The following is a 22,670-nucleotide window of genomic DNA, read 5'->3' as shown; positions in this document are numbered from 1 at the left end:
CCGAGGCGAGCCTCCGCCCCGGGTGGGATCGCCGAGATCACCGCGGAAAGCAAGCCCGAGCGCGCTCCGCCCGGGCCGAGGCCGGCTGTCTGCAGCGCCGTCCGCCCGTGGAAAATTCCTCGCGCGAGGACGGCGCCTACGGGCGATGAGCGGCTGTATGGATTGCCCGCCGCGAGCCAGGGAATCCCCTCACTTCGCAGCCCTTTTCAGCGGGGAAATTGAACAGGGAGGCGGGGAGACAGGGAGTATTTGAAGATTTTTCCTCCCCGTCTCCCCGCCTCCCTGTGAATTTTCCAAAGAATTCGAGGCGATGCTTCAGCGCCGCGAGCCCTGGAGGAGACCGGCCGCGGCGGCCGTCGCGCGCTCAGGAACGGCGGATAGACGCTTCAGAAAACTTCGCGATCTCGACGACCTGTGGAGCGCTGTCGCCAGCCGGCGGGGCGAGCCACGGGCCGTCGAACCGCGCGACGACGACGGTCACGTTGTCGTGGCCTCCGGCGGCGAGCGCGGCCTCGATGAGGGCGCTGGACGCCGCTGCCGGGTCGGGGTGGGCGTCGAGCGTCGCGGCGATGTGCTGATCGTGGATGAGGTCGCTCAGCCCGTCGGTGCAGAGCAGCAGCGTGTCCTCGCGGCGGAGCTCCACGGCGGAGAGCGCGATCCTGAGCTGCTCGCGGAGCCCGAGCGCCTGGAGCATCACGCCCCGGTGCTCGAACGTCGCCGCCTCCTCGGGCTGCAGCTTGCCGCTCTCGAGCAGCGACTGGACGAGGGTCTGGTCGCGGCTGATCTGCGTGAGGGCGCCGCCCCGGAGGAGGTAGGCGCGGCTGTCGCCGACCTGGGCGAGCAGCAGGCGCTCGTCGCAGAGCGCGGCCACGGTGGCGGTGGTGCCGCTGCTGCGGTGCTCCGTGCCGCGGCGGGCGTTGCCGAGGACGGCGCGCCCGGCCGCGGCGATCGCGTCGAGCAGGCTGCGCTCGAGCGCGTCGCTCGACCGCGGCGCGGCCCGCGTGAGGGCGGCGTGGACCGTGCGCGCCGCGAGCCGGCTCGCCGCGTCCGGGGACGACGCGCCGCCGGAGCCGTCGTAGACGCCGAGCGACAGGGTGAGCGGCGGCTCTGCCAGCACCTGGGCGGCCGCTGACCCGTGGGCGAGCCCGCGCGCGAGATCGCTGATCAGGAAGGCGTCCTCGTTGTGATCGCGGCTGAGCCCCACGTCGGTCCGGGCCGCCATGGCGACCGACGCGGCGCGGTCGAAGGCGGACGAGCGGTACACGGGCATGTGCGCATCGTACTCCGAGGTAGCCGTCCGAGGGAGGGCGTCGGGCGGCGCCGCGCCCTCGACGTGCCGCGCGTTCCGTGCTGAAGAGGCCGCAATGAGACAGCTGCCCAACCCCGAGCGCGCGTGGGAGCGCGCCGCGCCCGCCGAGACCCTGGCGCGCGCCGGGGTCGACCTGGCTCGCGCGGAGACCGACCTGGTTCGCGCCGAGGTCGAGCGGCGGATCGGGCCATTCGACGGCGAGATGGAGGTGCTCTCCGGCGGGCTCGCCAACGTGAACGTGCGCGTCGGAGCCGGGCGCGTCGTGCGGGTGTACCTCCGGGACCCGGGCGCGGCGTTGAAGGAGGCCAGCCTGCTCGCGCGCGGCTGGCGGTCGTTCCGCGTCCCGGCGGTCCTGTCGGCGGGGGAGGACTTCCTCGTCCTCGAGCACGTCCCTCACGGGCCCCTCCAGGACACCGCGGCGTGCGGCGCCGCGGCCGGGCGCGCGCTCGCGGAGATCCACGCCGTCGGCTTCGACACGGCGGGCTTCCTGGGGCCGGATCTCGCCGTCACCTGGCGGTTCGACGACTGCGTCGGCGCGTTCCGGGCCCACATCGACGCGGTCCTCGACAGGGTGGCTCCTGCCCTCCGCGACGCGCTCCGCGAGCCCGTGGGCGCGTTCCTCGACGCGAGCGCGGGCTCGCTCCGCGCGCTCGCGTCGGCGCCGGTGCTGCTGCACGGGGACTTCAAGGCGTCCAACCTGCACTGGCTCGCGTCCGGCGAGCTGCTCGTGCTCGACTGGGAGTTCGCGTACGCCGGACCGAGTCTGATGGATGTCGGGCAGATCCTTCGCTGGAGCCCGGGGCCCGAGTTCGTCGCGGCGTTCGCGGACGCCTACCGAGCGCGCGCGCCGCTCCCGGAAGGGTTCGAGCGCTGGGCCGCGGCCTTCGACCTGTTCAACCTGGTGGGGCTGCTCGACGGGGTGGAGCCAGGCTCGCGCCGGGCCATCGATGTCCGCGAACGGATCCTGAAGACGGTCGAGAGGGTCGAAGAGGAGAGCTGATCTGGGCTGATCGGCTCGTCTTCGACTTCGTACAAGGCCAGTCGCTCACGGACGTGGCGACGCGGATGTCGCTCGCGCAACGCGGCGCCGCGCTGACCCAGATCGCGGCCGCGCTGGCCCATGTACACGGCCTGGGCCTCGTGCACCTCCACATGGACGGCATGAGCCTGCCGGAGATCGCGGAGAGTGAAGGAGGCCCGACAGCGTCGCCGCTCCGAGTGCACGTGCTCCACCGGGATACGGCCTGCAGCGAAGGGGGCTTCGTCGGGGGCGACCAGACGCACGCTTCGGTAGTAAAAATTCACCTCCGCGATATCTTCGCTTGTGGTGAACCGGTTCGAGGGCCAACCGCTACTGCTTGAGTACGAGCACGCACCGGCGTGTACAACGTGGCGGACCCTGCGCGCCGAGGACTCCTGCACCAAGCAGCCGATAACGACCGCCTTCAAGCCGTCCGGGTACAACGTGAAGCAGCTCCTGATCGATCTCACGCAGACGGATGCTTTCCACTACATCACGGTTGCTCACCAGGAGTGATGGTCATGTCCAACTTTCGTTTGAGCCGACGTGCCGTGCTGCGGGGCGCTGGCGCCATCGCCATCGCGCTCCCCTGGCTGGAAATCATGGGCACCGAGAGCACGGCGCGCGCGGCCCCCGCCCCCGCCAAGCGCTTCCTCGCCGTCTACACGCCCGGCGGAACCGTGATGGACCGCTGGCGGCCGACCGGCACCGAGACGAGCTTCACCCTGGGCCCCATCCTGTCGCCGCTCGCGCCGGTGCAGGACAGGCTGCTCGTCGTCGACGGCCTCGACATGAAGAGCGCGCTCGGTGAGCAGCACCAGGCCGGGATCATCGCCTGGCTCACGGGCACGCCGCAACAGCTCGTGTCGAGCAGCGGCTACGCGAGCGGGCCGTCGGTCGATCAGGTGATCGCCTCCCGGATCTCCGCCGGTATCAAGGCGAAGGCGAGCATCCAGCTCGCGGTGCGCTGGGCGACGGGCAGGTCCCACGGCCTGATGTCGCCGATGAACATCGCCAATTTCGAGGACGCCGCGCCGTACAGCCCCATCCCGCCGCGCCTCGATCCCGTGGAGATCTTCACCGAGCTCTTCGGCACGCTGGACCCCAGCGCCGGCGACGATGCCGCTCGTCGCCTCGCGCGAAGGCGGTCGATCCTCGACTTCCTCGACGGGCGCTACTCCGCCCTCTCCGCGCGGCTGGGCGCCGCCGACAGGCAGAAGATCGACCAGCACCTGACGAAGATCCGCGAGATCGAGCAGAGCCTCAGCACGACGCCGGCCACGCCGGCCGCTTGCCGGGCCCCGACGATGGTCGACACGTCCGACTACAACCCGCGCGCGGGGCTCAACGCGGACGACGTCGGCGTGATCAAGGACCTCGCGACCGACGCGGCGATCCCCAAGGTGGGCAAGCTGATGACGGACATGCTGGTGATGGCGCTCGCCTGCGACATCACCGCGGTCGGCACCCTGCAGTGGAGCGACACCGAGGCGAAGTACACGTTGCCGTGGCTGAACCTGCCCGAGCACCACCATTTCTACCAGGAACAAGGCGGCTTCAAGCCGGCCGAGTGCGAGCTCATCTACACCTGGTACTCGGAGCAGCACCTCTATCTCTTGCAGGAGATGGAGAAGGTCGACATGGGCGGGCACTCGCTGCTCGACGAGAGCGTCGTCTTCTTCGGCTCCGAGATCTCGGATCCGGCGAGGCACGCCAAGAGGGACATGCCGTTCCTGCTGGCGGGCGGCGGCGGGGGCCTGCGCACCGGGCGCTGGGTCCGGTACCCGAGCCTCCCGCACAACAACCTGCTCGTCTCGATCTTGAACCTGTTCGGCGACACCCGGACCACGTTCGGCGATCGGGGGTACTGCACCGGGCCGCTCACGAACCTGACGTAGCCATTCCGGCGGCGGGGCACCGGCTGGCTCGATCTCGACGGGAGATCGCCGGTGCAGCAGGGGATATCGACACGAGCTCATGCGCCGGGACGCGCGCGCGTCCCGGCGCCTCGGGCTACCTCGCTCGCCGGCGCTCGCGGCCGTCGACTCGAGTCAGGACGAGGACGTTCAGGAAGACACCTTCACCCACGCCGGGCGCGCGCTGAGGCGCTTCCACCAGGCCGCGACGTTCTGCCGGTCGGTGATGAGCTCCCCGACCTTCGACACGACGAGACACTGGAGGTACGGCATGAACGAGATGTCGGCCAGCGAGTAGCTCGAGCCCGCGAGGTACTCCTGGTTGCCGAGCGCCTTGTCGACCACGTCGAGCGTCCGCGCGACCTCGCCCTTCGCCACCTCGACGATCGACTCGTCGCCCTGCTTGCTGAGCATCGGCATGATCACCCGCTGGTAGAGGATCTTGATGGCGGGCGTGGAGAAGTACGACTGCTCCACGCTGAGCCACTGATCCATGAGCGCCCTGGCCCTGAGCTCGGTCGGCGTCAGCGACGCGCCGGGGAGCTTCTGGTCGAGGTAGCGGATGATCGCCCTCGACTCGTACAGCGAGAAGTCCCCGTCCTCGAGCACCGGGATCACGCCGAAGGGATGGCGCGCGAGGTGGTCGGGCTGCTTGTGCTCGCCCTTCATCAGGTCGACGACCACGACCTGCGCCTCGTGACCCTTCTCGGCGAGCACCGTCAACACCTTGCGCGTACACGTGCTCATGGGATGTCCGTAGAGCTTCATGGAGCCTCCTTGTCCTGTGTCGTGGCGTGAGGCGCCGACCGGCGGCGCCCTCCGCGGCGCGCTAGACTAAACCGATTTCCCGGCCTGCCAACGCCCTCATGGGCCCGGGGGGGCCGCGGCGCGCGATCACGCCTCGCGCCGCCGGTCCTCCTGCCACTCGGCGTCGCGGGCCGCGGCGAAGACGGGGAGGCGCGCGAGCCACCGCTCGCCGGCGTTCGGGCGCTCGAGCGCGATGCGCAGCGCGGCGATGAGCTCGAGCGGGACGGCGTCGAGGCCCTGCTCCTTCGCGGCCCAGCCAAGGCCGGCGAGGACGGCGTTCGCTACCTCGTAGCTCGGGCGGTGCATCGGCGCCGTGGGGACGGCCGCGGGCGCGGCGAAGTGGCGCTCGCACGCCGCGGCGTCGAGGGAGTTCCAGCCCGCGCAGACCAGGGGGCGGACGGCGTGGACCGAGCAGGCGCCGCGCTCGTCGAGGAGCGGGCAGGGGACCCGCGCCTCGGCGCGCTCGAGGCGCGTGAGGCCGCGCGTCGCGGCGTCGGCGGCCCGGACGCGCTCCGCCAGCGCGGCGAGCTCCGCCCCGCTCCGCGTGGCGCGCAGGTGGGCGGCGATGCGGAGCACCTCCGGCGCCATCACGAGCACCTTGCTCACGCAGCAGGTCGAGCAGCCGGCCCTGCACGCGATCGGCCGAGCGGGCGGCTCGGCCGCCGCGGCGGCCTCCTCCAGCGCCTCGGCGCGCGCGAGGGCCGCGGCCGCCGCCGACACGGCGCCCAGCTCGGTGCGCCTGGCGAGCGAGAGCCCGAGCGCGGCGCGCTCGCCGTCGGCGATGCCCTCGAGGACGGCGGGCGTGTACCGCGTCGGCGGGGCGAGCGGCAGCGAGCGCGTCTGCCGGCGCATCGCGCGCTACTCGAGCTCCGGGAGCCGCCAGTCGATCTCCGCCGCGCCGCGCGCGCGGAGCGCGGCGTTGATCGACGAGAACGGCTTGCTGCCGAAGAAGCCGCTCCGCGCCGACAGCGGCGAGGGGTGCGCCGCCTTGATGACCGTGTGGCGGCGCGCGTCGATGAGCTTCGCCTTCTTCTGCGCGTGGCCGCCCCACAGCACGAACACGACCCCGTCGGGCCTGTCGTTCACCTTCCTGATCACGGCGTCGGTGAACGTCTCCCAGCCCTGGTTCTTGTGCGAGTTCGGCGTGTGCGCCCGGACGGTGAGCACCGTGTTCAGCAGCAGCACGCCCTGGCGCGCCCAGGGGGTGAGGCAGCCGTGGCTCGGGATCGTGAAGTCGGGGACGTCGGAGAGCGCCTCCTTGTACATGTTGGCGAGCGACGGCGGCGGCGGGACGCCCGGGCGCACGGAGAAGCACAGCCCGTGGGCCTGCCCCTCGTCGTGGTACGGGTCCTGGCCGAGGAGCAGCACGCGGACGCTCTCGTACGGCGTGAGCCGGAACGCGGCGAAGACGTCCTCCTCGGCCGGGAAGACCCGGTGCGCCTTGCGCTCGGCCTCGAGGAAGCCCAGGAGCCGCTGGAAATAGGGCTGGTCGAGCTCTCCGGCGAGCACGCCTTGCCACGAGTCGGGCAGATCGATCTTCATCGCTCGTTCAGACCCCTTCCTTCGGGCAGAGCGCGCTGATGCGGCACTCGGCGCACTTCGGCTTCCGGGCGACGCAGGTGTAGCGGCCGTGCAGCACCATCGCGGGGCCGAAGAAGGTCCACTGCTCCTTCGGCACGAGCCGCATCAGGTCCTCCTCGATCTGCTCGGGCTTCTCGCGCTTCGAGAGGCCGATGCGCCCGCTGAGCCGGGCGACGTGCGTGTCGACGATGATCCCCGAGGGGAGGTTGAACGCGGTGTTGAGCACGACGTTCGCCGTCTTCCTGGCCACGCCCGGCAGCGAGGTGAGCTCGGCCATGGTCTCGGGCACCTCGCCGCCGAAGCGCGCGACGAGCTCCTGGCAGGCGGCCTTCACGGTCTTCGTCTTCTGGCGGTAGAAGCCGGTCGGCTTGAGCTCCTCCTCGAGCTGCTCGGTGGGCGCGTCGGCGTACGCCTGCGCGGTCGGGTACTTCTTGAAGAGGGTGGCGGTCACCCGGTTGACGCGCTCGTCCGTGCACTGCGCGGCCAGGATGGTCGCGACGAGCAGATCGAGCGGCGTCTCCCAGTCGAGCTCGTAGCGCGCGTCGGGGTAGGCCTCGCGCAGGTGCTGGAGGAGGAGCGGTACGCGGTCTCGGGCATTCATGCGGCTCGCCGCAGCGTAGCCCAGCCTGGTACCGGCCGTCAGCGCCTCCGGGCGACGGGGCCGGCGCGCTTGCGGCCGAAGTAGGTCTCGAGCAGCTCGCGGCCGACGAGGTTCGCCTTGGTGCGCCACGCGATGTCGTTGGCGAGCATCACGGAGACGGCGATCTCGGGGCGATCGGACGGCGCGAACGAGGCGAACCACGAGAACATCCGCGACGGGTTGCCGCCGACGAGCGTGCCGGTCTTGGCCGCGACGGGCATGGTGCCGAGGGCGCGGGTGCCGTCGGGCTTGCGGAACGCCTTGGCGCAGGTGCCCCGCCGCGTCGTGACCTCGAGCATCGACCGGAGGGTGCGCGCGACGTCGGGCCGGAGGCCGCGGCCGTCGGTGCTGCGCGGCGCGGCGGCGTCCCCGCGGGCCGGCGCGAGCAGCGAGAAGCGGACGCGCTCGCCGTCGTTGGCGATGGTCTGCATCGCGAAGAGGGCGCCGAGCGGGCTGAGCTTGCCGCTCCAGAAGCCCGCGGCGGCGCGCGCGAGGCCGAGCGAGTCGGCCGGGACCTGGGCGGCGCTCGGCGCGACGGGGATGTCGATGGGGACCTCGCCGTCGAAGCCGAGAGCGCGGGCCTTGTCGCGCAGGTCGGCGGCCGTGAGGTGCTGGCCGGCGAGGCGGGCGAACACGCCGTTGATGCTGCGGCCGAGCGCCTCGCCGAACACCGTGCAGGTGGCGCCGCGCCCCTCGAGATCCCGCGCGGTGATCGCGCTCATGCCGCCCGTGTAGCAGACGGGGGTCGCGACATTCACCTTGCCGGCCTCGAGGAGCGCGGCCGCGGTGACGATCTTGAAGAGGCTCGCGCTCGGGGCGAGCGGGGTCGCGACGTAGTCCCTGCTGCCGCGGCTCGCCCACACGAGGATGCGGCCGGTGCGGACGTCGGAGGCGACGATGGCGCCCTCGGGGGCGCCGGAGCGGGCGAGGAGGCGCTCGGCGGCGCGCTGGAGCTCGGGGTCGAGCGTGAGGCGCACCTGCTTGCCCGCGGCGCCGACCGTGGCGTGGAAAGCGCCGGCCTCGACGTGGAGCTTTCGGACGCCCGGCGGGGCCGGAGATGCCACCGCCGGCGCGATCCACACGGCGACCGCGGCGGCGAGCGCGAGGTGAAGACGCGAACGCACCCGGGGCAGATGCCAGAGGGGGGGCGCGGGGGCCAAGTTTCGCGCAGCCGCGTCGCCGCGCTGGAGGGTGAGGAGGGGCCCGGGTCGTACACGAGGCGCTCCGGTTGGCTGCTCGGGCGGCCGGCGGCTTGTCGAGCGAGGCGATACGCGACGGGTTTGCGGCGCTCACGCACCCTCCACGCGTGCCTGCGCGAGGGAGTTCGTCGGATCCGCATCGACCCTTGTCGGCGCGGGGCGGGCGCGAGTTGCGGCGGCCGGCGGCAGAGGGCAACCCCGCGTCCTCCTGGCTCGGCCAGACCGTTCTCTCCGGGATGAATCCGCGCGCGCGTCGCGGCACCCATGGCTTCATGGCCTGAGCTCCGCGGGCGTACAGGACCAGGGTAGCGTTCGGGATACGTGGCCACTCAACGAAAGATGGAGCGCATGAGACACGGAGATACCGGGGTGTGGTACGGGTTCAGAGGGGCCGTGCTGCTCGCGACGACGCTGGCCGTCGGCTGCACGATCGGCGGCGGCGGCCAGGGAGGCGCCGGGGGAGAGCCGGCGACCGGCGGCGGCGGCCAGGGGGGCGCCGGGGGAGAGCCGCGACCGGCGGCGGCGGCCAGGGGGGCGCCGGGGGAGAGCCGGCGACCGGCGGCGGCGGTGGCGGCCCAGCGAGCTGCGTGCCGGGATCGCAGATGGGCTGCTATTCTGGGCTCCCGGGGACGCAAGGGGTAGGGCTCTGCACCTCCGGCGTTCAAACCTGCCTCCCCGACGGATCCGGCTACGGCCCGTGCACCGGCGAGATCGCGCCATCTGTCGAAGACTGCGCCACGGACGCCGACGAGGACTGCGACGGCATGGGGCAGTGCGCGCCGCCGCTGTGGTCCACCGGTCTGGGCGGCGCTGGCGATCAGGCTGCCTACGCCGTCGCAACGGACGCCGCAGGCAACCTCTATGTGACGGGCTGGTTCGAGGGGACGGTCGATTTCGGAGCGGGGCCTCTCGTGAGCGCAGGGAACGGGGACGTGTTTGTGCTCAAGCTCGACCCGGCAGGCCATGCGCTATGGAGCAGGCGATTCGGCAGCAGCCCCTACAGGGAATCAGGAACCCACATTGCGCTCGACGGGAGCGGCAACATCCTCGTTGGCGGCAGCTATTCCGGCGCCCCCTTTGACGGGCCGCCGCCTGTAGACTTCGGGGGCGGCCCGCTCCCCTGGGGCAATGACTTCTCCTTGAGCGCCGTCTTCCTGGTCAAGCTCGATCCGGACGGGAATCACCTCTGGACGTGCCCCTGCGACTACTACTTCCACGTCGAGAAGCGAGACCCTGCGGGCAACGTGCTCTGGCAGAAGCTCCTGTCAGGACCGTCCGCACCGGACTTCGGGGGAGAAGGCGGAGATGCGGAGGATGTCGCCGTCGACGCCGAGGACAATCTCCTGGTCGTGGGCCGCAGTCAGCGGAATCTCGATCTCGGCGGTGGGCCCATCGCCGACGGAACGCACTTCGTGGTGAAGATGAGCCCGCTCGGCGACTACCTCTGGCACCGGGAGGCCCCGCCTGACGCCGTGGTCAGGGGCTCGGGCGGGAACTTCATCGTCCTGGCAGAGCGGTCCCTCGTCAAGCTCGATGCTTCCGGCGCGGAGCTCTGGCGCCGCACGTTCACGGACGTGCCTGTCACGATAAGAGGCCTGACGACCGACCGCGACGGCAATATCGCGCTCGTCGGTGACTTCACGGGTACAGCCGATTTCGGCACCGGTCCGCTCACCGCCGCGGGCACGGACGGCTTCGTCGCGGTCTTCGGTCCCTGACGCACGCGATCGCGCGCGCATCGCGTGGTCCTTTCCGGTCGCAAAGGGCGCTCGAGGGCGCCGAGCGGGCTGAGCTTGCCGCTCCAGAAGCCCGCGGCGGCGCGCGCGAGGCCGAGCGAGTCGGCCGGGACCTGGGCTGTGCTCGGCGCGACAGGGATGTCGATGGGGACCTCGCCGTCGAAGCCGAGAGCGCGGGCCTTGTCGCGCAGGTCGGCGGCCGTGAGGTGCTGGCCGGCGAGGCGGGCGAACACGCCGTTGATGCTGCGGCCGAGCGCCTCGCCGAACACCGTGCAGGTGGCGCCGCGCCCCTCGAGATCCCGCGCGGTGATCGCGCTCATGCCGCCCGTGTAGCAGACGGGGGTCGCGACATTCACCTTGCCGGCCTCGAGGAGCGCGGCCGCGGTGACGAGGTGGTCAACCTGAGTCAGGTCACCGGCGCCCCGCCGGCGCGTAGCTCACCTGCACCACCTCGAGCTCCTCGTCCCCCCGGGGCGAGCGTGCGACTACCACGTCCCCCACCTGCGCCCCGAGCAGCGCCTTCGCGATCGGCGACAGCCAGCTCACGTCACCGCGCCCCGGATCCGCCTCGTCGACGCCCACCAGCCGGTACCCGCGCTCGGCGCCCCCCTCGTCCCGCACGGTGACCGTCGCGCCGAACAGCGCCCGCCCGGCCGGCTGTCCCGCCGGGTCGACGACCTCCAGCGCCTCCAGCCGCCGCCCGAGGAACGCGATCCGCCGGTCCACCTCGCGCAGCGCCCGCGCGTCGCCGGTCGCCGCGAGCCCCGGCCGCTCGACCTGCGACAGCCGCTCGATCTCCTGCCGCAGCCCCGCCGCGCCCGCCGGCGTCATGTAGTTCCTCGCCCCCGCCGGCAGCTCCGCGCCGAGCGGCCGCGCGGGCGCGTCTTCTCCGTCGTCGTCCGATTCGCGCGTGAACGCCTTGCTCATCGCCATCACCCGGGTTGTTGTCGAAAGACAACGGATCCTAGAGCCGAGCCCGGCGATGGCAACGGGCGTTCCCGGTGTCGTCCTTCTCCCCGGCGCTCGGCAACGCCGTGGAGCTCACCGGGACGGGCGATGGGCGGCGCTACGGGTTGTTCATGGATACGGCCCTGAGCCAGTCGCACATCGCGCAGGTGGACAAGAAGAGCGGCGCGGTGAAGGAGATCGTGGCCCTGCCGCTCGGGGAGGAGACCAACTCGTTCGCGTTCGCGTTCTGGGGCGGAGATTTCTACGTGTTCCACGCGAAGTGGAAGGAGCCGACGAGCGTCACCAGGGTGAGCCCGGTGGGCGGCTCCATGGTCGACGTGGCGACGCTCTCCACCCACGTGGTGGGGGTCGGCGTCTCCACCTGCGCTCCCAGGGGGTGAGGAGGCGAGCGCCTCGCGATCGCCGGGCGATCACGGCACGAGGAGGAGATCGACCCAGGGCTTCCAGGTGTAGTCCAGGTTCTGCGCCGACATGCTGCCGCCGCTATGCCACTCCCAGTAGGTGCGGCTGAGGTCGTACTTGTTGAAGATGGCCGTCTGCTGCTGGAGCCAGAGATCGTGGTTCGCGACGCCATCGCCGAGCCCGTACTCGCCGACGTAGGCCGGCAAGCCCACCGTGGCCAGGCGGTCCAGGATGACGGTGACGTGCCTCTCGAGCTGGTCGGGCGTAGAGCTGGGATAGCCGCTCGTGCCGTTCCACACATAGCAGCCCACCGGGACGCCGGCGCCGTCGAAGCCGTCGTAGTCGCAGCCCGCGAAGTAGTCGTGGATTGACCAGACGATGTTCAATTTGTCGGAGAGGAGCGAGAAGTCGGCCTGGTCGAGCCCCGAGTCCCCCCAGATGGGCTCGAGGATGCAGATCTTGTCGGGATCGATGGTCCGGATCCCCTGGACAAGCTTGCTGTACACCGGCAGCATCCGGTTCTGATCCGCCGTGGTCATGTGGGGCTCGTTCACCACGTCGTAGGCGATGACGTTCGGCTCGTCCTTGAAGAGCGAGGCCATCTTCTGGAGGTAAGGCAGGGCGTAGTTGTTGATCTGGTCGACGTCGTCGCCGGATCCGGCGGCCCAGCTGGGGACGCCCACCGTGCCCCCGCTCTTCAGGTGGATGGGATCGAGGATGATGTACAGCCCCGCGGCCTTGGCGTTGGCGACCGCCGTGGTCAGGGCGTTGATGGCGGTCTGGTTGAACACGCCCTGCGAAGGCTCGAAGGAGAACCAATCCAGCGTGAAGCGGACCGTGTTGAACCCCTTGCTCGTGATGGTGGCGAAGTGCGCCTGCGTCTGGCTCCAGCCGTTCTGCGGGTTATACACGGTGCTCTCGCGCGCGTTGAAGCCGTTGAGGCGCACCGAGCTGCCCTGGGCGTTCACGAAGGCGTGGGGGTAGGCGGTGTGGAACAGCTCCTTCGAGACGATGAAATAGGTGCTCGGGCCGTCATGCCAGACGTTCGCGGAGTCCTTGTAGGTGCTGTAGGCCTCCCACCGGCCGATCGGCTCGGACGTGGAGTAGGTGCGGGAGGCGCTCAAGGTGACCGTGGCCCCGGGGTTGATGGTGGTCGTCGTGAGCGTCGGGCTGAGGTCGTTGAAGGGGCCGCCGCCGTGGGTGCCGCCGGGCGGGCGCGACGCGATGACCAGCGACCCGATGGTGATCGGCGACGCGCTGGTGTTCTGATAGGTCACGGTGGCGGTGAGGGCCTGGCCGCTCACGACCGTGCTCGTGCTCAGCGTGAGCGGGCTCGAGATGACCAGGCCGCCGAGGCTCTGGGCGGCTTGACCGAGGGGCTCGTCCCCGTCCTCGATCTCCTCATCTCCGGCGTGGACCGCGCATGACGAGATCGCGAAGCAGGCAGTGATGGCCACGCCCATGTGAACGAGACGCTTCATGGTCCTCTCCTCTCCAGGGGTTGCGCGGGGCTGCGGATCGCTGCCTGTTGGGCGCTGAGCAGGAGGTCACAAGGACGCAGGCTCTCGAGCTCGTCCGGCTCCAGGATTCATATTCTCTCCGGGTCGGAAGTCAAGTCGTATTCGTGCTCAATAGCGTTCGTGTAATATATCGACACGCCTGGAAGAGGCCTTGTGGGCGAGCCCCGGGCCGGGCTCGAGGCCTCAATTCACGGGGATGCCGGCCATGCTCGGGTACTTCTGCCGCTCGGCGTCCTTGTTGACGCCGCGGTAGCGCTCGTCGAGCTGCTGCATATCGAACTTGAGGATGCGCCCGTAGAGCTGGAGGGCGAGCCGGTAGATCGAGGGGTGGCACTCGGCCTTCACCTTCTCGTCGTAGTGGGGGTACGCCGCCTCGTGGAAGCTCCGGAGGTTGTACCAGGGGATGCCCGGGAACTTGTGGTGCTCGTTGTGGTAGGTGACGTTGTTCCAGAGGAAGTTAATGATGTGCGCCCTGGTGCCGTAGGTGCGCGAGCTGTAGGCGTCCTCGCCGGGGAGCATCTCGTAGTGCTCGATCATCGACGTCAGGCTCGCCAGGAAGGCCCCGAAGACGAACGGCAGGACGTAGAAGAAGAAGACTTGGTAGGGCATCACGTGGAAGCAATACCCCATGAGCGAGAACCCCCTGACGATCTCGGGGTTCATCCGGATGCGCTTCCAGGGGGTGAGCCGCTTCATGTACCCGGGCATGTTCGAGAGCCAGTACATGGGGTAGCCGAAGAGATAGACCCCGAGGAGGAGGACCTTGGCGAAGAACGGGCTCCGCGTGTAGTCGGTGACGACGAAGTTATCGACGTCAGGGTAGGTGTTCGCGATGCGGTGATGGTGGAGGTGGTAGTTCGTATAGAGCGTCACGCTCATCCCGGTCGGCGCCCAGCAGAGGAGGCTCAGCCAGTAGCTCCACGCGCCGAGGCGCGTGCGGCGCGGTCAAGAGCGGCGCGGTGACCGTCGTGCAACGCACGTCCGGCGACATGCGGCTCAATCCCGCCCCCGCGCTTCCACACCGTGAAGTACGCGGGGGTGCTCGCATCTGCGAGCCGCCCACGTTGGCGCGCCAGCGCATTGGACCGCGCCCTGCGAGGCCGCAACAGCCCGCGACGGCGGTTTGCTGCGACACCGTGACGCACTTCTTCGCGCAGCGATACGGCTTCTTTTCCCTACGCGCCAGGACGCATCAGTACAAGACACCCCGCGCATCGTGCGCCTGGATGCTCCAGGTACCCTCGACGATCTTCACGAGGTTGCCGAGCCTGCGCACATCCGCCCGGACCATCCTCTTGAACCCCTCGTCGTAGCGCGGGCCCTCGAAGTCCTTGAAGGCGTAGAGCTTGTGTCCTTCGATGTGGAACGAGCACGGCCCGAAGCAGTGGGGCCCTTCCGGGTAGATGATGAGGCGCCTCCGCGGGGGACGGGACTCCTCCCGGAGCGCGACGGCGCAGCCAAGCGAGGGACCAGTCGGCTGCGACGGCGCCGGCTCCCCCACCGACGTCGGGATCTCCGGCAGCCGCTGGCAGCCGAGCCGGACGAACCGTTCCAGCAGCTCCTCGAGCGCGACGGGCTCGATGGCAACTTCGCCCTCGTACCTGTACCGCTCCGGCAGGGCGTCGAGCCCGCTCACCGGCGTTGCGCCCTGCGCTCCACAGCCCACGGCACCGCATCCGGTGAGCAGCGCCGCCGTGACCACGAATCGCGTCCATCGTGCGAGCATCTCTCGATCTCCTCTGCGAACTCCCCTGCGAACATCGTGCGAGTTCCGAGGTCGAACGCGGGCGCCCCGGTCCGCCTTACACCTGGGCGCGCGCGACGGCCGCGCCCCCGGGCGCGCGACGGCGCGCGGACCGGTCCGCAGGGCGGCTTGACACCGCCCGTCGCGGTGGCCAGGGAGCTCGCTCTCCCCGATTGATCCACGTCCGCAGAGAGGCTCTCCTCGACGCGCACGCGGAACACGCGCGCATCGGGCCCTGCCAGGCTATCCGGAGGCGCGCCGGATAGCGCCGGGCGATCTCGAGCGCGGGCGCAGGCCGCTCTTCGCCGCCCGCTTCGGCTTCGGCGCGCCCGCCCGCGGGAGGAGATCCCCCCCTCCCCACGCCGTCACCGCGTCGATGAAGGCGCGGACCTGCGGCGGCATGAACTCCCGCTCCGCGTAGATCACCGCGATGTGCGAGTCCGCCTCGATCACGCCTGGCAGCACGTGCACGAGGGCGCCGCTCTCGAGGTGCGGGCGCACGACCCGCTCCGGCACGAGCGCGATGCCGAGGCCCTGGAGCGCGGCGTCGCAGAGCAGGAACATGTCGTTCGTGAAGAGCGCGCCCTCGACCTGGAGCTTGCCGCCGGAGGACGGCCAGTGCGTCTGCGGCAGCTCCCCCCGGGCGAAGCCCATGAGGCAGCGGTGGCTCCGCAGGTCGCGGCGCGTGCGCGGCGCGCCGCGGGCCTCGAGGTACGCGGGCGAGGCGACCGCGAGGAGCGGCATGCGCACCAGCGTCCGGGCGACGAGGCCGGGCTCGAGCGCGGTGCTCGCGCGGAGCGCGACGTCGTAACCGCCGCGCTGGAGGTCGACGTACTGGGTCGAGCTGTGGACGTGCAGGCGGACCTCGGGGTAACGCCGCGCAAAATCGCAGAGCATCGCGCTGAAGCTCTCGCCCATCATCGGCGGCACCGAGACGCGCAGCTCGCCGCGCACGGCGTCGTCGGCCTTGCGCACGCTCGCCTCGGCCTGGTGGACGGCGTCGAGCACGATGCGGGCGTGGCGGTAGAGCGCCTCGCCCGCGTCGGTGAGGGCGAGGCTGCGCGTCGTCCGGCGGAGCAAGCGCACCCCGAGCCGCTCCTCCAGCCGCGCGAGGCGGCGGCTGATGGTGGCGCGAGGGATGCCGAGCTCGGCGGCGGCGCGGGACAGGGATCGGGCCTCCACAGTCTTCGAGAAGGCGAGGAGCTCGGAGGTCTCGAGGGGTTCGTCCATTTGGATCAAAACCTGGCAGGTGCTTCCAACTGTTGATGCATTGTTACAGGCGCGTCCACGGCCCAGAATGCTCGCTCATGAACGACAAGGCACGCACCATCGGTTACTGGATCTCGACGGGTCTCCTCGGCCTCGCCTTCGCCGCAGGCGGGCTCGCCGATCTCGCTGGCTCCCCCCAGGTCCTCGAGGGCATGGCGCACCTCGGCTACCCGCCCTACTTCGCCACCATCCTCGGCGTCTGGAAGGTCCTCGGCGCCGTGGCCCTCCTCGCCCCGCGCTTCCCGCGCCTCAAGGAGTGGGCGTACGCCGGCATCTTCTTCGATCTCACCAGCGCCGCCGCCTCGCACGCCGCCGTGGGCGACGCCGCCGGCCAGGTGATGACGCCCCTCGTCCTCGTCGCAGTCGCCGCCTCCTCCTGGGCGCTGCGCCCCGAGAGCCGCAGGCTCGCGAGCGCTCCGAAGCGCGAGGCCGGGGCCCACATCGGCGAGCCCGCGCTCGCGACCTGACGCGGGATCTCACGGAACGACTCGCCCCACCTCGACCACGTACGACGGAGCAAGCCTCATGAGCGACCAACTCCTCCAGCAGATCTTCCTCGAAGCCCGCACCCACAACGGCTGGCTCGCCGAGTCCATAGACGACGCGACCCTGCGCCGCCTCTACGAGGCCCTGCGCCTCGGGCCGACGGCGGCCAACAGCGTGCCGGCGCGGATCGTCTTCGTGAAGAGCCCTGAGGCCAAGGAGCGCCTGCGCCCCTGCCTCGCGCCGGGCAACGTCGAGAAGACCATGAGCGCGCCGGTCACCGCGATCATCGCCTACGACACGCGCTTTCACGAGAAGATGCCGAAGCTCTTCCCGGCGCGCCCGACGATGGGCGAGACCCTGGCCGGGATGCCGCCGGAGCAGCGCGACTTCTTTCTCCTGCAGAACGCCTCGCTCCAGGCCGGCTACCTGATCCTCGCGGCCCGCGCGCTCGGGCTCGACTGCGGGCCGATGGCCGGCTTCGACCGGGAGAAGGCCGACGCCGCGTTCTTCGCCGGCGTGCCGTGGAAATCGATCCTCCTCATCAACCTGGGCCACGGCGACCCGGCGAAGCTCTACCCGCGCAACCCCCGCCTCGATTTTGAAGAGGCCTGCCGCATCGCGTAGCGATCGGCGTGGAATCGGCCGGCGCGGCTTGCAAGGCGAGGCCGCTACGAGCGAGGGCAAGCGCGGCTCTCCGCCGCCCGTCGCGCGCTACCCCACGGTGACGTGACTCCCTGTCGCGATCGCCTCGGGCTGCTACCTTCCTGGCATGGCTCGGCAAGAGAGCTCAGGACACGAAGGCGAGGCGCGGCAGAAGCTCCGGACCAGCCGGCAGGTGTACGACCAGATCCGCTGGGACCCGCGGCTCGACCCGGCCGCGTTCGTCATCGGCTACGAGACCCGGGCGTCGGGAACCGAGGAGATCGGCCTCCCGAGCTTCGACCCGGAGGGCGACATCCCCTGGCATCGAATCCAGTACATTCGCCGGGGCGCAACCACCGTCTGGGACCGCCGCCGGCGCGTCGACCTGCTCGAAGCCCAGCGCATCGCGCCCGCGCCGCCGGCGCCATGCGGGCTCGACGCCCGGCCCGTTCACCGCAGCGCCCTCGCGCTGATCCCGCCCCGGGAAGCGTGGGCGCCGATCGAGGCGATTCGCCGGGCGCACGACAGGCACGTGCAGCGGTGGATGCCGCACATCAACCTGCTTTACGGGTTCTTGCCGGAGGCCGCCTTCGCCGAGGCGAGCGGCGCCATCGCCGCGGCGCTGCGCGACGTTGCCCCCTTCGAGGTGACCCTCGACGACGTGCGGCGCTTCCAGCACCGCGCCGGCGCCACGGTGTGGCTCCACCCGCGCTCCGAGCCGCCCGGCGCGCTGGAGGCCCTGCAGGCCAGGCTGGAAGCCCTCTTCCCCCAGTGCAGCGAGCAGAGCACGGTCTCACCCGGGGGCTTCACCCCGCACCTGTCCATCGCGCAGCTCCGCGGCGGCGAGGACGGCGAGGCGCTCGTGGCCGAATGGCGGCGCATCCTGCCGATCACCTTCCAGGCCAGCGCGATCCACCTGCTCAGCCGCCGCGGCGACGAGGCGTTCGCGATCCGCCACGCCATCCCGCTCGGCGAACCGCCCCCCGAAGGAGGAGATCGGTAAGGCGCACGTCAGCCCGCGCTCTTTGGCGGAGCCGCGAGCCGGCTCGACCAGGAGCACGCGCCGGTCTACTTTCAGCTCATCTGGAACGGGTTGCGTGAGCCCATGCGGCAGTCGCTGGAGGCGTTCATCATGGAACGGCAGCTCGAAGGCGAGGCGACCTTTCCCCCATTCGTGCAACGATCTAGACAGACCTGGTCCGGCAGCTTCGGTCGACGAATCGACTGGTAGCTGGGCGGAGCAGGAGCTGAGCGAAGGAGGTATCTGTCCGATGATTGCAGCTTGGTACGAGAAACAGGGCCCCGCTCGTGAGGTCTTCATCATCGGGGAGCTGCCGGATCCCGAACCTGGCCCGGGTGAGGTACGTCTCCGTGTCGCAGCCTCCGGAATCAACCCCGGCGACTTGAAGAAGCGACAGGATGCGTTCGGCATCGGGATGCCCTATCCCCGCGTGATCCCACACAGCGATGGCGCGGGAACCATCGACAGCGTCGGTGAGCATGTCTCCACGTCGCGGATCGGGGAGCGGGTGTGGTGCTACGGCGCGCAGAGCTATCGCCCCTTTGGCACGGCCGCCGAGTACGTCGTCGTCCCGTCGGGTCAGGCCGTGCCGCTTCCCGACGGCGTGTCGTTCGAGCAGGGGGCGTGCCTCGGCATCCCTGGCATCACCGCCCACCGTGCCGTGCACGTCGCAGGGCCCGTCGCGGGGCGTCCGGTGCTGGTGCAGGGCGGGGGCGGCGCAGTCGGTTGCTGCGCCGTTGGCCTGGCGCGGCAGGCGGGCGCACGCGTCATCGCGACCGTCCGCTCCGAAGCCGATGTGGCGGTGGCGGCGCGAGCGGGCGCCCACGAGGTCGTCCGGATAGACGGCCTTTCGACGAAGGAGGTCGTCGACCAGATTCGCGCGCTGGCTCCTGATGGCGTAGAGCATGTCGTGGAGGTCGCGTTCGATGCAAACATCGGCATCGATGAGGGACTCTTGAAGGTCGGCGGTTCCGTCGCCACGTACGCGACGGGAAGCGCGACGCCCGCGATCCCCTTCTGGCAGCTCCTGTTCAAGAACATCGGGGTCTTCTTTCTGGGCAGCGATGACTTCCAGCCGGAAGCGAAGGCGGCGGCGGCGAACGCCGTGAACGCGATGCTCCGCACCGGATGGCCGGGGTTCAGCGTCGACAGGCGCTTTCCCCTGGCGGAGATCGCCGACGCACACGAGCACCTCGAAGCACGACGCGGTCCGGGACGGGTCATCGTGATGATTCCAGACCGCTCACGCCGAATCGCCGAATGAAGATCCAGCTGGTTCCGCCCACGGAGAGATACCGAGAGAGCTTCTTGCGCGGGCTCCGCGAGTTCCGACAGGAAGGCCTTCCCTGGTGGGTTGGAGGCGACCTCGAGACCGTCGAACAGGACTTCGCCGCGTTCGTGGCGAGGAAGCTGGCAGACTCGAGTCGGAGAGCCGAAGCGTTCGTTCCCAAGACGCATCTATGGGCCGTCGCGGAAGAGCAGTTCGTGGGACGGATCTCCATTCATCACGAGCTGAACGACGCGCTCCGCGTCAAAGGCGGCCATATCGGCTACGACACAGTCCCGTCCTTCCGAGGCCGCGGAGTCGCTACGGAGATGCTGCGTCAGGCTTTGCCAGTGGCTCGTGCGCTCGGACTGACTGAAGTGCTCCTCACGTGTGACGACACGAACGCGGCCTCCATCCGCGTCATCGAGAGAAACGGGGGCTCGCTGCGGGAGACGAAGGCCATCGATACGAACCGGCCTCTGAAGCGCTACTACTGGATCTCCCTGTCGTAGCAGCCGCGTCTCCTCTGCCCGCGTCAAGGACCACCACAGCCGCATCTTTGAAGCGTCGGACGAAGACCGGTCGCGCCACTGTGCCGCACAGGAGCGCCTGAAGCCTGAAGCCTGAAGCCTGAAGCCTGAAGCCTGAAGCCTGAAGAAGGAGCGCTGAGCTGTTGCTGTCCAGCAAGCGAGTGGAGCCGACGAAGCCCACCGTGCGGATGACCGCAGCCTTGCGCCGGAACGGAAGGCCGTGGCATGCTGCACCGTCGGCCTCGGCGGGCTCCGCAGCTCACCCGCGGGTCGTCAGACCGCAGGAGAAGCCGATGAAACGCACGTGGACAATCATTGGGGTCGCTGATGTGGCGCGCAGCTTCAACTGGTATCAATCGCTCTTCGGTCAGCCAGAATCGGTGCCTGCTCATGATTATTTCGGGCAAATCCTCGACACGGACGGGACGGTCCTGCTTTGTCTGCACAAGTGGGGAGACCATGAGCACCCCACGCTGATCAGCCCCGAACGAGCGGAGCCTGGCAATGGGCTGCTGCTGTTCTTCCGGGTGGATGATTTCGACGAGGCGCTGTCACGCGCCAGAGCGCTTGTCAGTCAACTCGCGGAGGAGCCCCGGACGAACCCGGCCACCGGGACCCGAGAGTTCGCGCTCCGCGATCCTGACGGTTACTACGTCATGGTCAGCGCGCTCTCTTGAACGTGCATACGTCACGTGGCGCGACACCCGGTTCGAGCGCTTCGACCTCCCGCCGGTGGGGGGCGAGCGGGTCCTCGACGCGATCGACCTTCAAAGGGCGTTCGCGGGGACGTGAGCCGGCGCGCCCGGGCGAGCGCCGGCGCCGAGGTGCTCCCGGAGGAACGCGAGGGTCCGATCCCAGGCGAGCCTGGCCGCTTGCGGGTGGTGGACCTCGGGCCGCGTGTCGTTCATGAACGCGTGGTCCGCGTCGTAGACGTGGAGCTCCATGGGCTGGCCGCGCGCCGCGAGCTCCCGCTGGAGCGCCTCGGCGAGGGCGGGCTTCGCCCAGGTGTCGCGCGCCGCGAAGTGGGCGAGGATCGGCGCCTTCACCTTGCTGTAGTCGGTGGCCTTGCTCGGGATGCCGTAGAAAGGCACCGCCGCCCCGAGCCGCGGAATGGTGGCGGCCGCGGAGAAGCAGAGCGCGCCGCCCATGCAGAAGCCGACGGCGCCGACGTGGCCGTTGACGCGCGGGTGATCGACAAGGAAATAGACGGCGCCGGAGATCTCGAGGAGGGCCCGCTCCCAGTCGAGCGCGTTCATCAGCTGGCTCGCCTCGGCCGGGTCGCGCGTGCTCTTCCCGTGGTAGAGGTCGGGCGCGAGCGCGACGAACCCGGCGCCCGCGAGGCGATCGAGCAGCGAGCGCAGGTGATCGCCGATCCCCCACCACTCGTGGATGAGGACGACGGCGGGCGCCCTGTCCTCCTGCTCCGGCAGCGCGATCTCTCCGCTGGCCGGCGCCCCGTCGATCGCAGGAAACGAGATCTTCTGCGCCATGGTTCTCCTGGAGCGGTGCTCACAAGTTCGATCCTGGTCCCGTGGTGGGGAAGAATTTGAACCACGGAGGGCACAGAGGCACGGAGTTTGTCGTCCTCTCCTCTGTGCCTCTGTGGTTCATTCTCTCATGAAACCAGGGACGAGCTTGAACGATGCGATACCATCGCGAGATCGAACGCGCGCCCAGCCGCGGGGACCGCGAGGGCGGTCACGTCTTGATCGCCTCGACGTAGAGCGTCTCGTCGCGGTGGATGACGAGATCGATGTCGGCGACCTGCTGGTCCCTCCCTTTCCGGAAGGAGCGCCGCTCGATCGACCCCTCGTCGAACCCCGCCTCCCGCAGGGCGTACGCCATCTCCTCGAAGTCGTAGATCCACTGGTGTCCCCAGTGCTTGAAGATCTGGTTGACCATCCACGCCGGCCGGTCCTGCACCTCGGGGAACGGGTCGTCCACGTCGGGGAACATCCTGCCGAGATGCTCGAGTATCTTCGCGTGCTTATTGAAGAACTTCCGCGACGGGTCGCGGTAGCCGTCGATGTAGAGCGCGAGGTCCGGCGTGGAGATGCGGAGCAGGGCGCCGGGCTTCAGCACGCGATGTGCCTCCTTCAGGAACCTGATCGCCCCGTCCTGCGGCACGTGCTCGATGAGGTGCTCGGTGTGGAGCCAGTCGAAGGACGCGTCGGGCAGGGGCAACGGCGTCGTGACGTCGTACTCCAGGTAGTAGAGCTGGCCGTCGAGGAGCGCCAGCCGGCCGTACTCGGTGGCCTGCCCGCCGGGGTTCTCCAGCTTCGAGAGATCGATGTTCAGGCTGCCGGGCCTCATGTTCCAGAAGGAGCACCCGACGTTGAGGCCGGTGAGGCCCGCCTCCGCGAAGAAGGCCGCCGGGAACGGCGGCTCACGACGCAGCACCTCGATCGATTGGTTGCGTTCAACGAGCATGGATGTCGACCTCGTGGATTGTCCGGGGCAACGCGCTGTTTCGAGCGGTGCAACCCCGTGTGTCGAGCGCGTTGCCTGGCGCCGCCTGGCCAGCGGCGGTCAATCGCTCCCTGGCATACCGCCGCGCCGGCGCTCTGCGAAGGGGCGCCGCGGATTCTTTACGTTTCTTCATACGATTGCT

Annotated in this window: 25 protein-coding genes; 12 read left to right on the top strand and 13 right to left on the bottom strand. The window is 70.0% G+C overall.

The window, feature by feature from the left end; all coding sequences use genetic code 11:
• Positions 1-364 precede the first annotated feature (364 nt).
• Positions 365-1,270, bottom strand: a complete 906-nt coding sequence (locus WME89_RS30150) for a PP2C family protein-serine/threonine phosphatase (protein ID WP_438003150.1) — start codon at positions 1,268-1,270, stop codon at positions 365-367.
• Positions 1,271-1,364: 94 nt separating this feature from the next.
• Here WME89_RS30150 and WME89_RS30145 point away from each other — a divergent pair, with 94 nt between their 5' ends.
• From WME89_RS30145 to WME89_RS30135, 3 genes are all read left to right on the top strand, one after another.
• Entirely contained in the window at positions 1,365-2,309 is a 945-nt protein-coding gene (locus tag WME89_RS30145; protein WP_438003149.1) for a phosphotransferase family protein, read from the top strand.
• Between the two features lie 327 nt (positions 2,310-2,636).
• Complete coding sequence (locus WME89_RS30140; protein ID WP_438003148.1) at positions 2,637-2,846, top strand: DUF1585 domain-containing protein; 210 nt, start codon at positions 2,637-2,639, stop codon at positions 2,844-2,846.
• A 5-nt stretch (positions 2,847-2,851) separates the two neighbouring features.
• The gene (locus WME89_RS30135; protein WP_438003147.1) at positions 2,852-4,228 is read left to right on the top strand and encodes a DUF1552 domain-containing protein; all 1,377 of its coding nucleotides are present in this window, start codon (positions 2,852-2,854) and stop codon (positions 4,226-4,228) included.
• Positions 4,229-4,396: 168 nt separating this feature from the next.
• On the opposite strand, the gene WME89_RS30130 is transcribed toward WME89_RS30135, so the two are convergent.
• The 5 genes from WME89_RS30130 to WME89_RS30110 form a co-directional block, all read right to left on the bottom strand.
• Positions 4,397-5,014, bottom strand: coding sequence for a glutathione S-transferase family protein (locus tag WME89_RS30130; protein ID WP_438003146.1), 618 nt, complete (start codon positions 5,012-5,014; stop codon positions 4,397-4,399).
• A gap of 126 nt (positions 5,015-5,140) precedes the next feature.
• Positions 5,141-5,905 (bottom strand): YkgJ family cysteine cluster protein, encoded by a 765-nt coding sequence (locus WME89_RS30125; protein WP_438003145.1) that lies wholly within the window; start codon positions 5,903-5,905, stop codon positions 5,141-5,143.
• 6 nt (positions 5,906-5,911) lie between these two features.
• Positions 5,912-6,595, bottom strand: coding sequence for a uracil-DNA glycosylase (gene ung, locus WME89_RS30120; protein WP_438003144.1), 684 nt, complete (start codon positions 6,593-6,595; stop codon positions 5,912-5,914).
• Positions 6,596-6,602: 7 nt separating this feature from the next.
• The gene (gene nth, locus WME89_RS30115; protein ID WP_438003143.1) at positions 6,603-7,235 is read right to left on the bottom strand and encodes an endonuclease III; all 633 of its coding nucleotides are present in this window, start codon (positions 7,233-7,235) and stop codon (positions 6,603-6,605) included.
• A gap of 38 nt (positions 7,236-7,273) precedes the next feature.
• Positions 7,274-8,398: a penicillin-binding transpeptidase domain-containing protein gene (locus tag WME89_RS30110; RefSeq protein ID WP_438003142.1), complete on the bottom strand. Its 1,125-nt coding sequence runs from the start codon at positions 8,396-8,398 to the stop codon at positions 7,274-7,276.
• Positions 8,399-8,821: 423 nt separating this feature from the next.
• Here WME89_RS30110 and WME89_RS30105 point away from each other — a divergent pair, with 423 nt between their 5' ends.
• Positions 8,822-9,115: a hypothetical protein gene (locus tag WME89_RS30105; RefSeq protein ID WP_438003141.1), complete on the top strand. Its 294-nt coding sequence runs from the start codon at positions 8,822-8,824 to the stop codon at positions 9,113-9,115.
• Positions 9,076-10,191: an SBBP repeat-containing protein gene (locus WME89_RS30100; protein ID WP_438003140.1), complete on the top strand. Its 1,116-nt coding sequence runs from the start codon at positions 9,076-9,078 to the stop codon at positions 10,189-10,191. Before WME89_RS30105 ends, WME89_RS30100 begins: the two co-directional genes overlap by 40 nt.
• 429 nt (positions 10,192-10,620) lie before the next feature.
• On the opposite strand, the gene WME89_RS30095 is transcribed toward WME89_RS30100, so the two are convergent.
• Positions 10,621-11,142 (bottom strand): GreA/GreB family elongation factor, encoded by a 522-nt coding sequence (locus tag WME89_RS30095; RefSeq protein ID WP_437618012.1) that lies wholly within the window; start codon positions 11,140-11,142, stop codon positions 10,621-10,623.
• Positions 11,143-11,210: 68 nt separating this feature from the next.
• Here WME89_RS30095 and WME89_RS30090 point away from each other — a divergent pair, with 68 nt between their 5' ends.
• Positions 11,211-11,558, top strand: coding sequence for a hypothetical protein (locus tag WME89_RS30090; protein WP_438003139.1), 348 nt, complete (start codon positions 11,211-11,213; stop codon positions 11,556-11,558).
• A 30-nt stretch (positions 11,559-11,588) separates the two neighbouring features.
• On the opposite strand, the gene WME89_RS30085 is transcribed toward WME89_RS30090, so the two are convergent.
• From WME89_RS30085 to WME89_RS30070, 4 genes are all read right to left on the bottom strand, one after another.
• Positions 11,589-13,061 (bottom strand): glycoside hydrolase family 5 protein, encoded by a 1,473-nt coding sequence (locus tag WME89_RS30085; RefSeq protein WP_438003138.1) that lies wholly within the window; start codon positions 13,059-13,061, stop codon positions 11,589-11,591.
• A 222-nt stretch (positions 13,062-13,283) separates the two neighbouring features.
• Positions 13,284-14,009, bottom strand: a complete 726-nt coding sequence (locus WME89_RS30080; protein ID WP_438011988.1) for a fatty acid desaturase family protein — start codon at positions 14,007-14,009, stop codon at positions 13,284-13,286.
• A 283-nt stretch (positions 14,010-14,292) separates the two neighbouring features.
• Positions 14,293-14,826 carry a hypothetical protein gene (locus WME89_RS30075; protein ID WP_438003137.1) on the bottom strand — a complete coding sequence of 178 codons (534 nt, stop codon included), beginning with the start codon at positions 14,824-14,826 and terminating at the stop codon, positions 14,293-14,295.
• A 261-nt stretch (positions 14,827-15,087) separates the two neighbouring features.
• Complete coding sequence (locus tag WME89_RS30070; protein ID WP_438003136.1) at positions 15,088-16,074, bottom strand: LysR family transcriptional regulator; 987 nt, start codon at positions 16,072-16,074, stop codon at positions 15,088-15,090.
• Positions 16,075-16,151: 77 nt separating this feature from the next.
• On the opposite strand from WME89_RS30070, the gene WME89_RS30065 reads away from it, so the two are divergent.
• The 6 genes from WME89_RS30065 to WME89_RS30040 all read left to right on the top strand — a co-directional run bounded on the left by WME89_RS30065 (position 16,152) and on the right by WME89_RS30040 (position 20,736).
• Positions 16,152-16,580: a DoxX family protein gene (locus WME89_RS30065; RefSeq protein ID WP_438003135.1), complete on the top strand. Its 429-nt coding sequence runs from the start codon at positions 16,152-16,154 to the stop codon at positions 16,578-16,580.
• A 58-nt stretch (positions 16,581-16,638) separates the two neighbouring features.
• Positions 16,639-17,223, top strand: coding sequence for a malonic semialdehyde reductase (locus WME89_RS30060; RefSeq protein WP_438003134.1), 585 nt, complete (start codon positions 16,639-16,641; stop codon positions 17,221-17,223).
• Between the two features lie 145 nt (positions 17,224-17,368).
• Positions 17,369-18,244, top strand: a complete 876-nt coding sequence (locus tag WME89_RS30055) for an RNA repair domain-containing protein (protein ID WP_438003133.1) — start codon at positions 17,369-17,371, stop codon at positions 18,242-18,244.
• Positions 18,245-18,512: 268 nt separating this feature from the next.
• Positions 18,513-19,526: an NADPH:quinone reductase gene (locus WME89_RS30050; RefSeq protein ID WP_438003132.1), complete on the top strand. Its 1,014-nt coding sequence runs from the start codon at positions 18,513-18,515 to the stop codon at positions 19,524-19,526.
• Entirely contained in the window at positions 19,523-20,041 is a 519-nt protein-coding gene (locus WME89_RS30045) for a GNAT family N-acetyltransferase (protein WP_438003131.1), read from the top strand. The genes WME89_RS30050 and WME89_RS30045 overlap by 4 nt, the downstream gene beginning before the upstream one ends.
• A gap of 311 nt (positions 20,042-20,352) precedes the next feature.
• On the top strand, positions 20,353-20,736 hold the full coding sequence (locus WME89_RS30040) for a VOC family protein (protein ID WP_438003130.1): 384 nt from the start codon (positions 20,353-20,355) through the stop codon (positions 20,734-20,736).
• 90 nt (positions 20,737-20,826) lie between these two features.
• On the opposite strand, the gene WME89_RS30035 is transcribed toward WME89_RS30040, so the two are convergent.
• Both WME89_RS30035 and WME89_RS30030 read right to left on the bottom strand, forming a co-directional pair.
• A complete protein-coding gene (locus WME89_RS30035) occupies positions 20,827-21,549 on the bottom strand; it encodes a dienelactone hydrolase family protein (protein ID WP_438003129.1) in 723 nt (240 codons plus the stop codon).
• Positions 21,550-21,757: 208 nt separating this feature from the next.
• Positions 21,758-22,489 carry a class I SAM-dependent methyltransferase gene (locus WME89_RS30030; protein WP_438003128.1) on the bottom strand — a complete coding sequence of 244 codons (732 nt, stop codon included), beginning with the start codon at positions 22,487-22,489 and terminating at the stop codon, positions 21,758-21,760.
• Positions 22,490-22,670: the final 181 nt, after the last annotated feature.

The sequence above is a fragment of the Sorangium sp. So ce321 genome (assembly GCF_051530195.1).
GTDB lineage: Bacteria > Myxococcota_A > Polyangia > Polyangiales > Polyangiaceae > Sorangium.
This window is presented reverse-complemented; position numbering and strand designations above follow the sequence as displayed.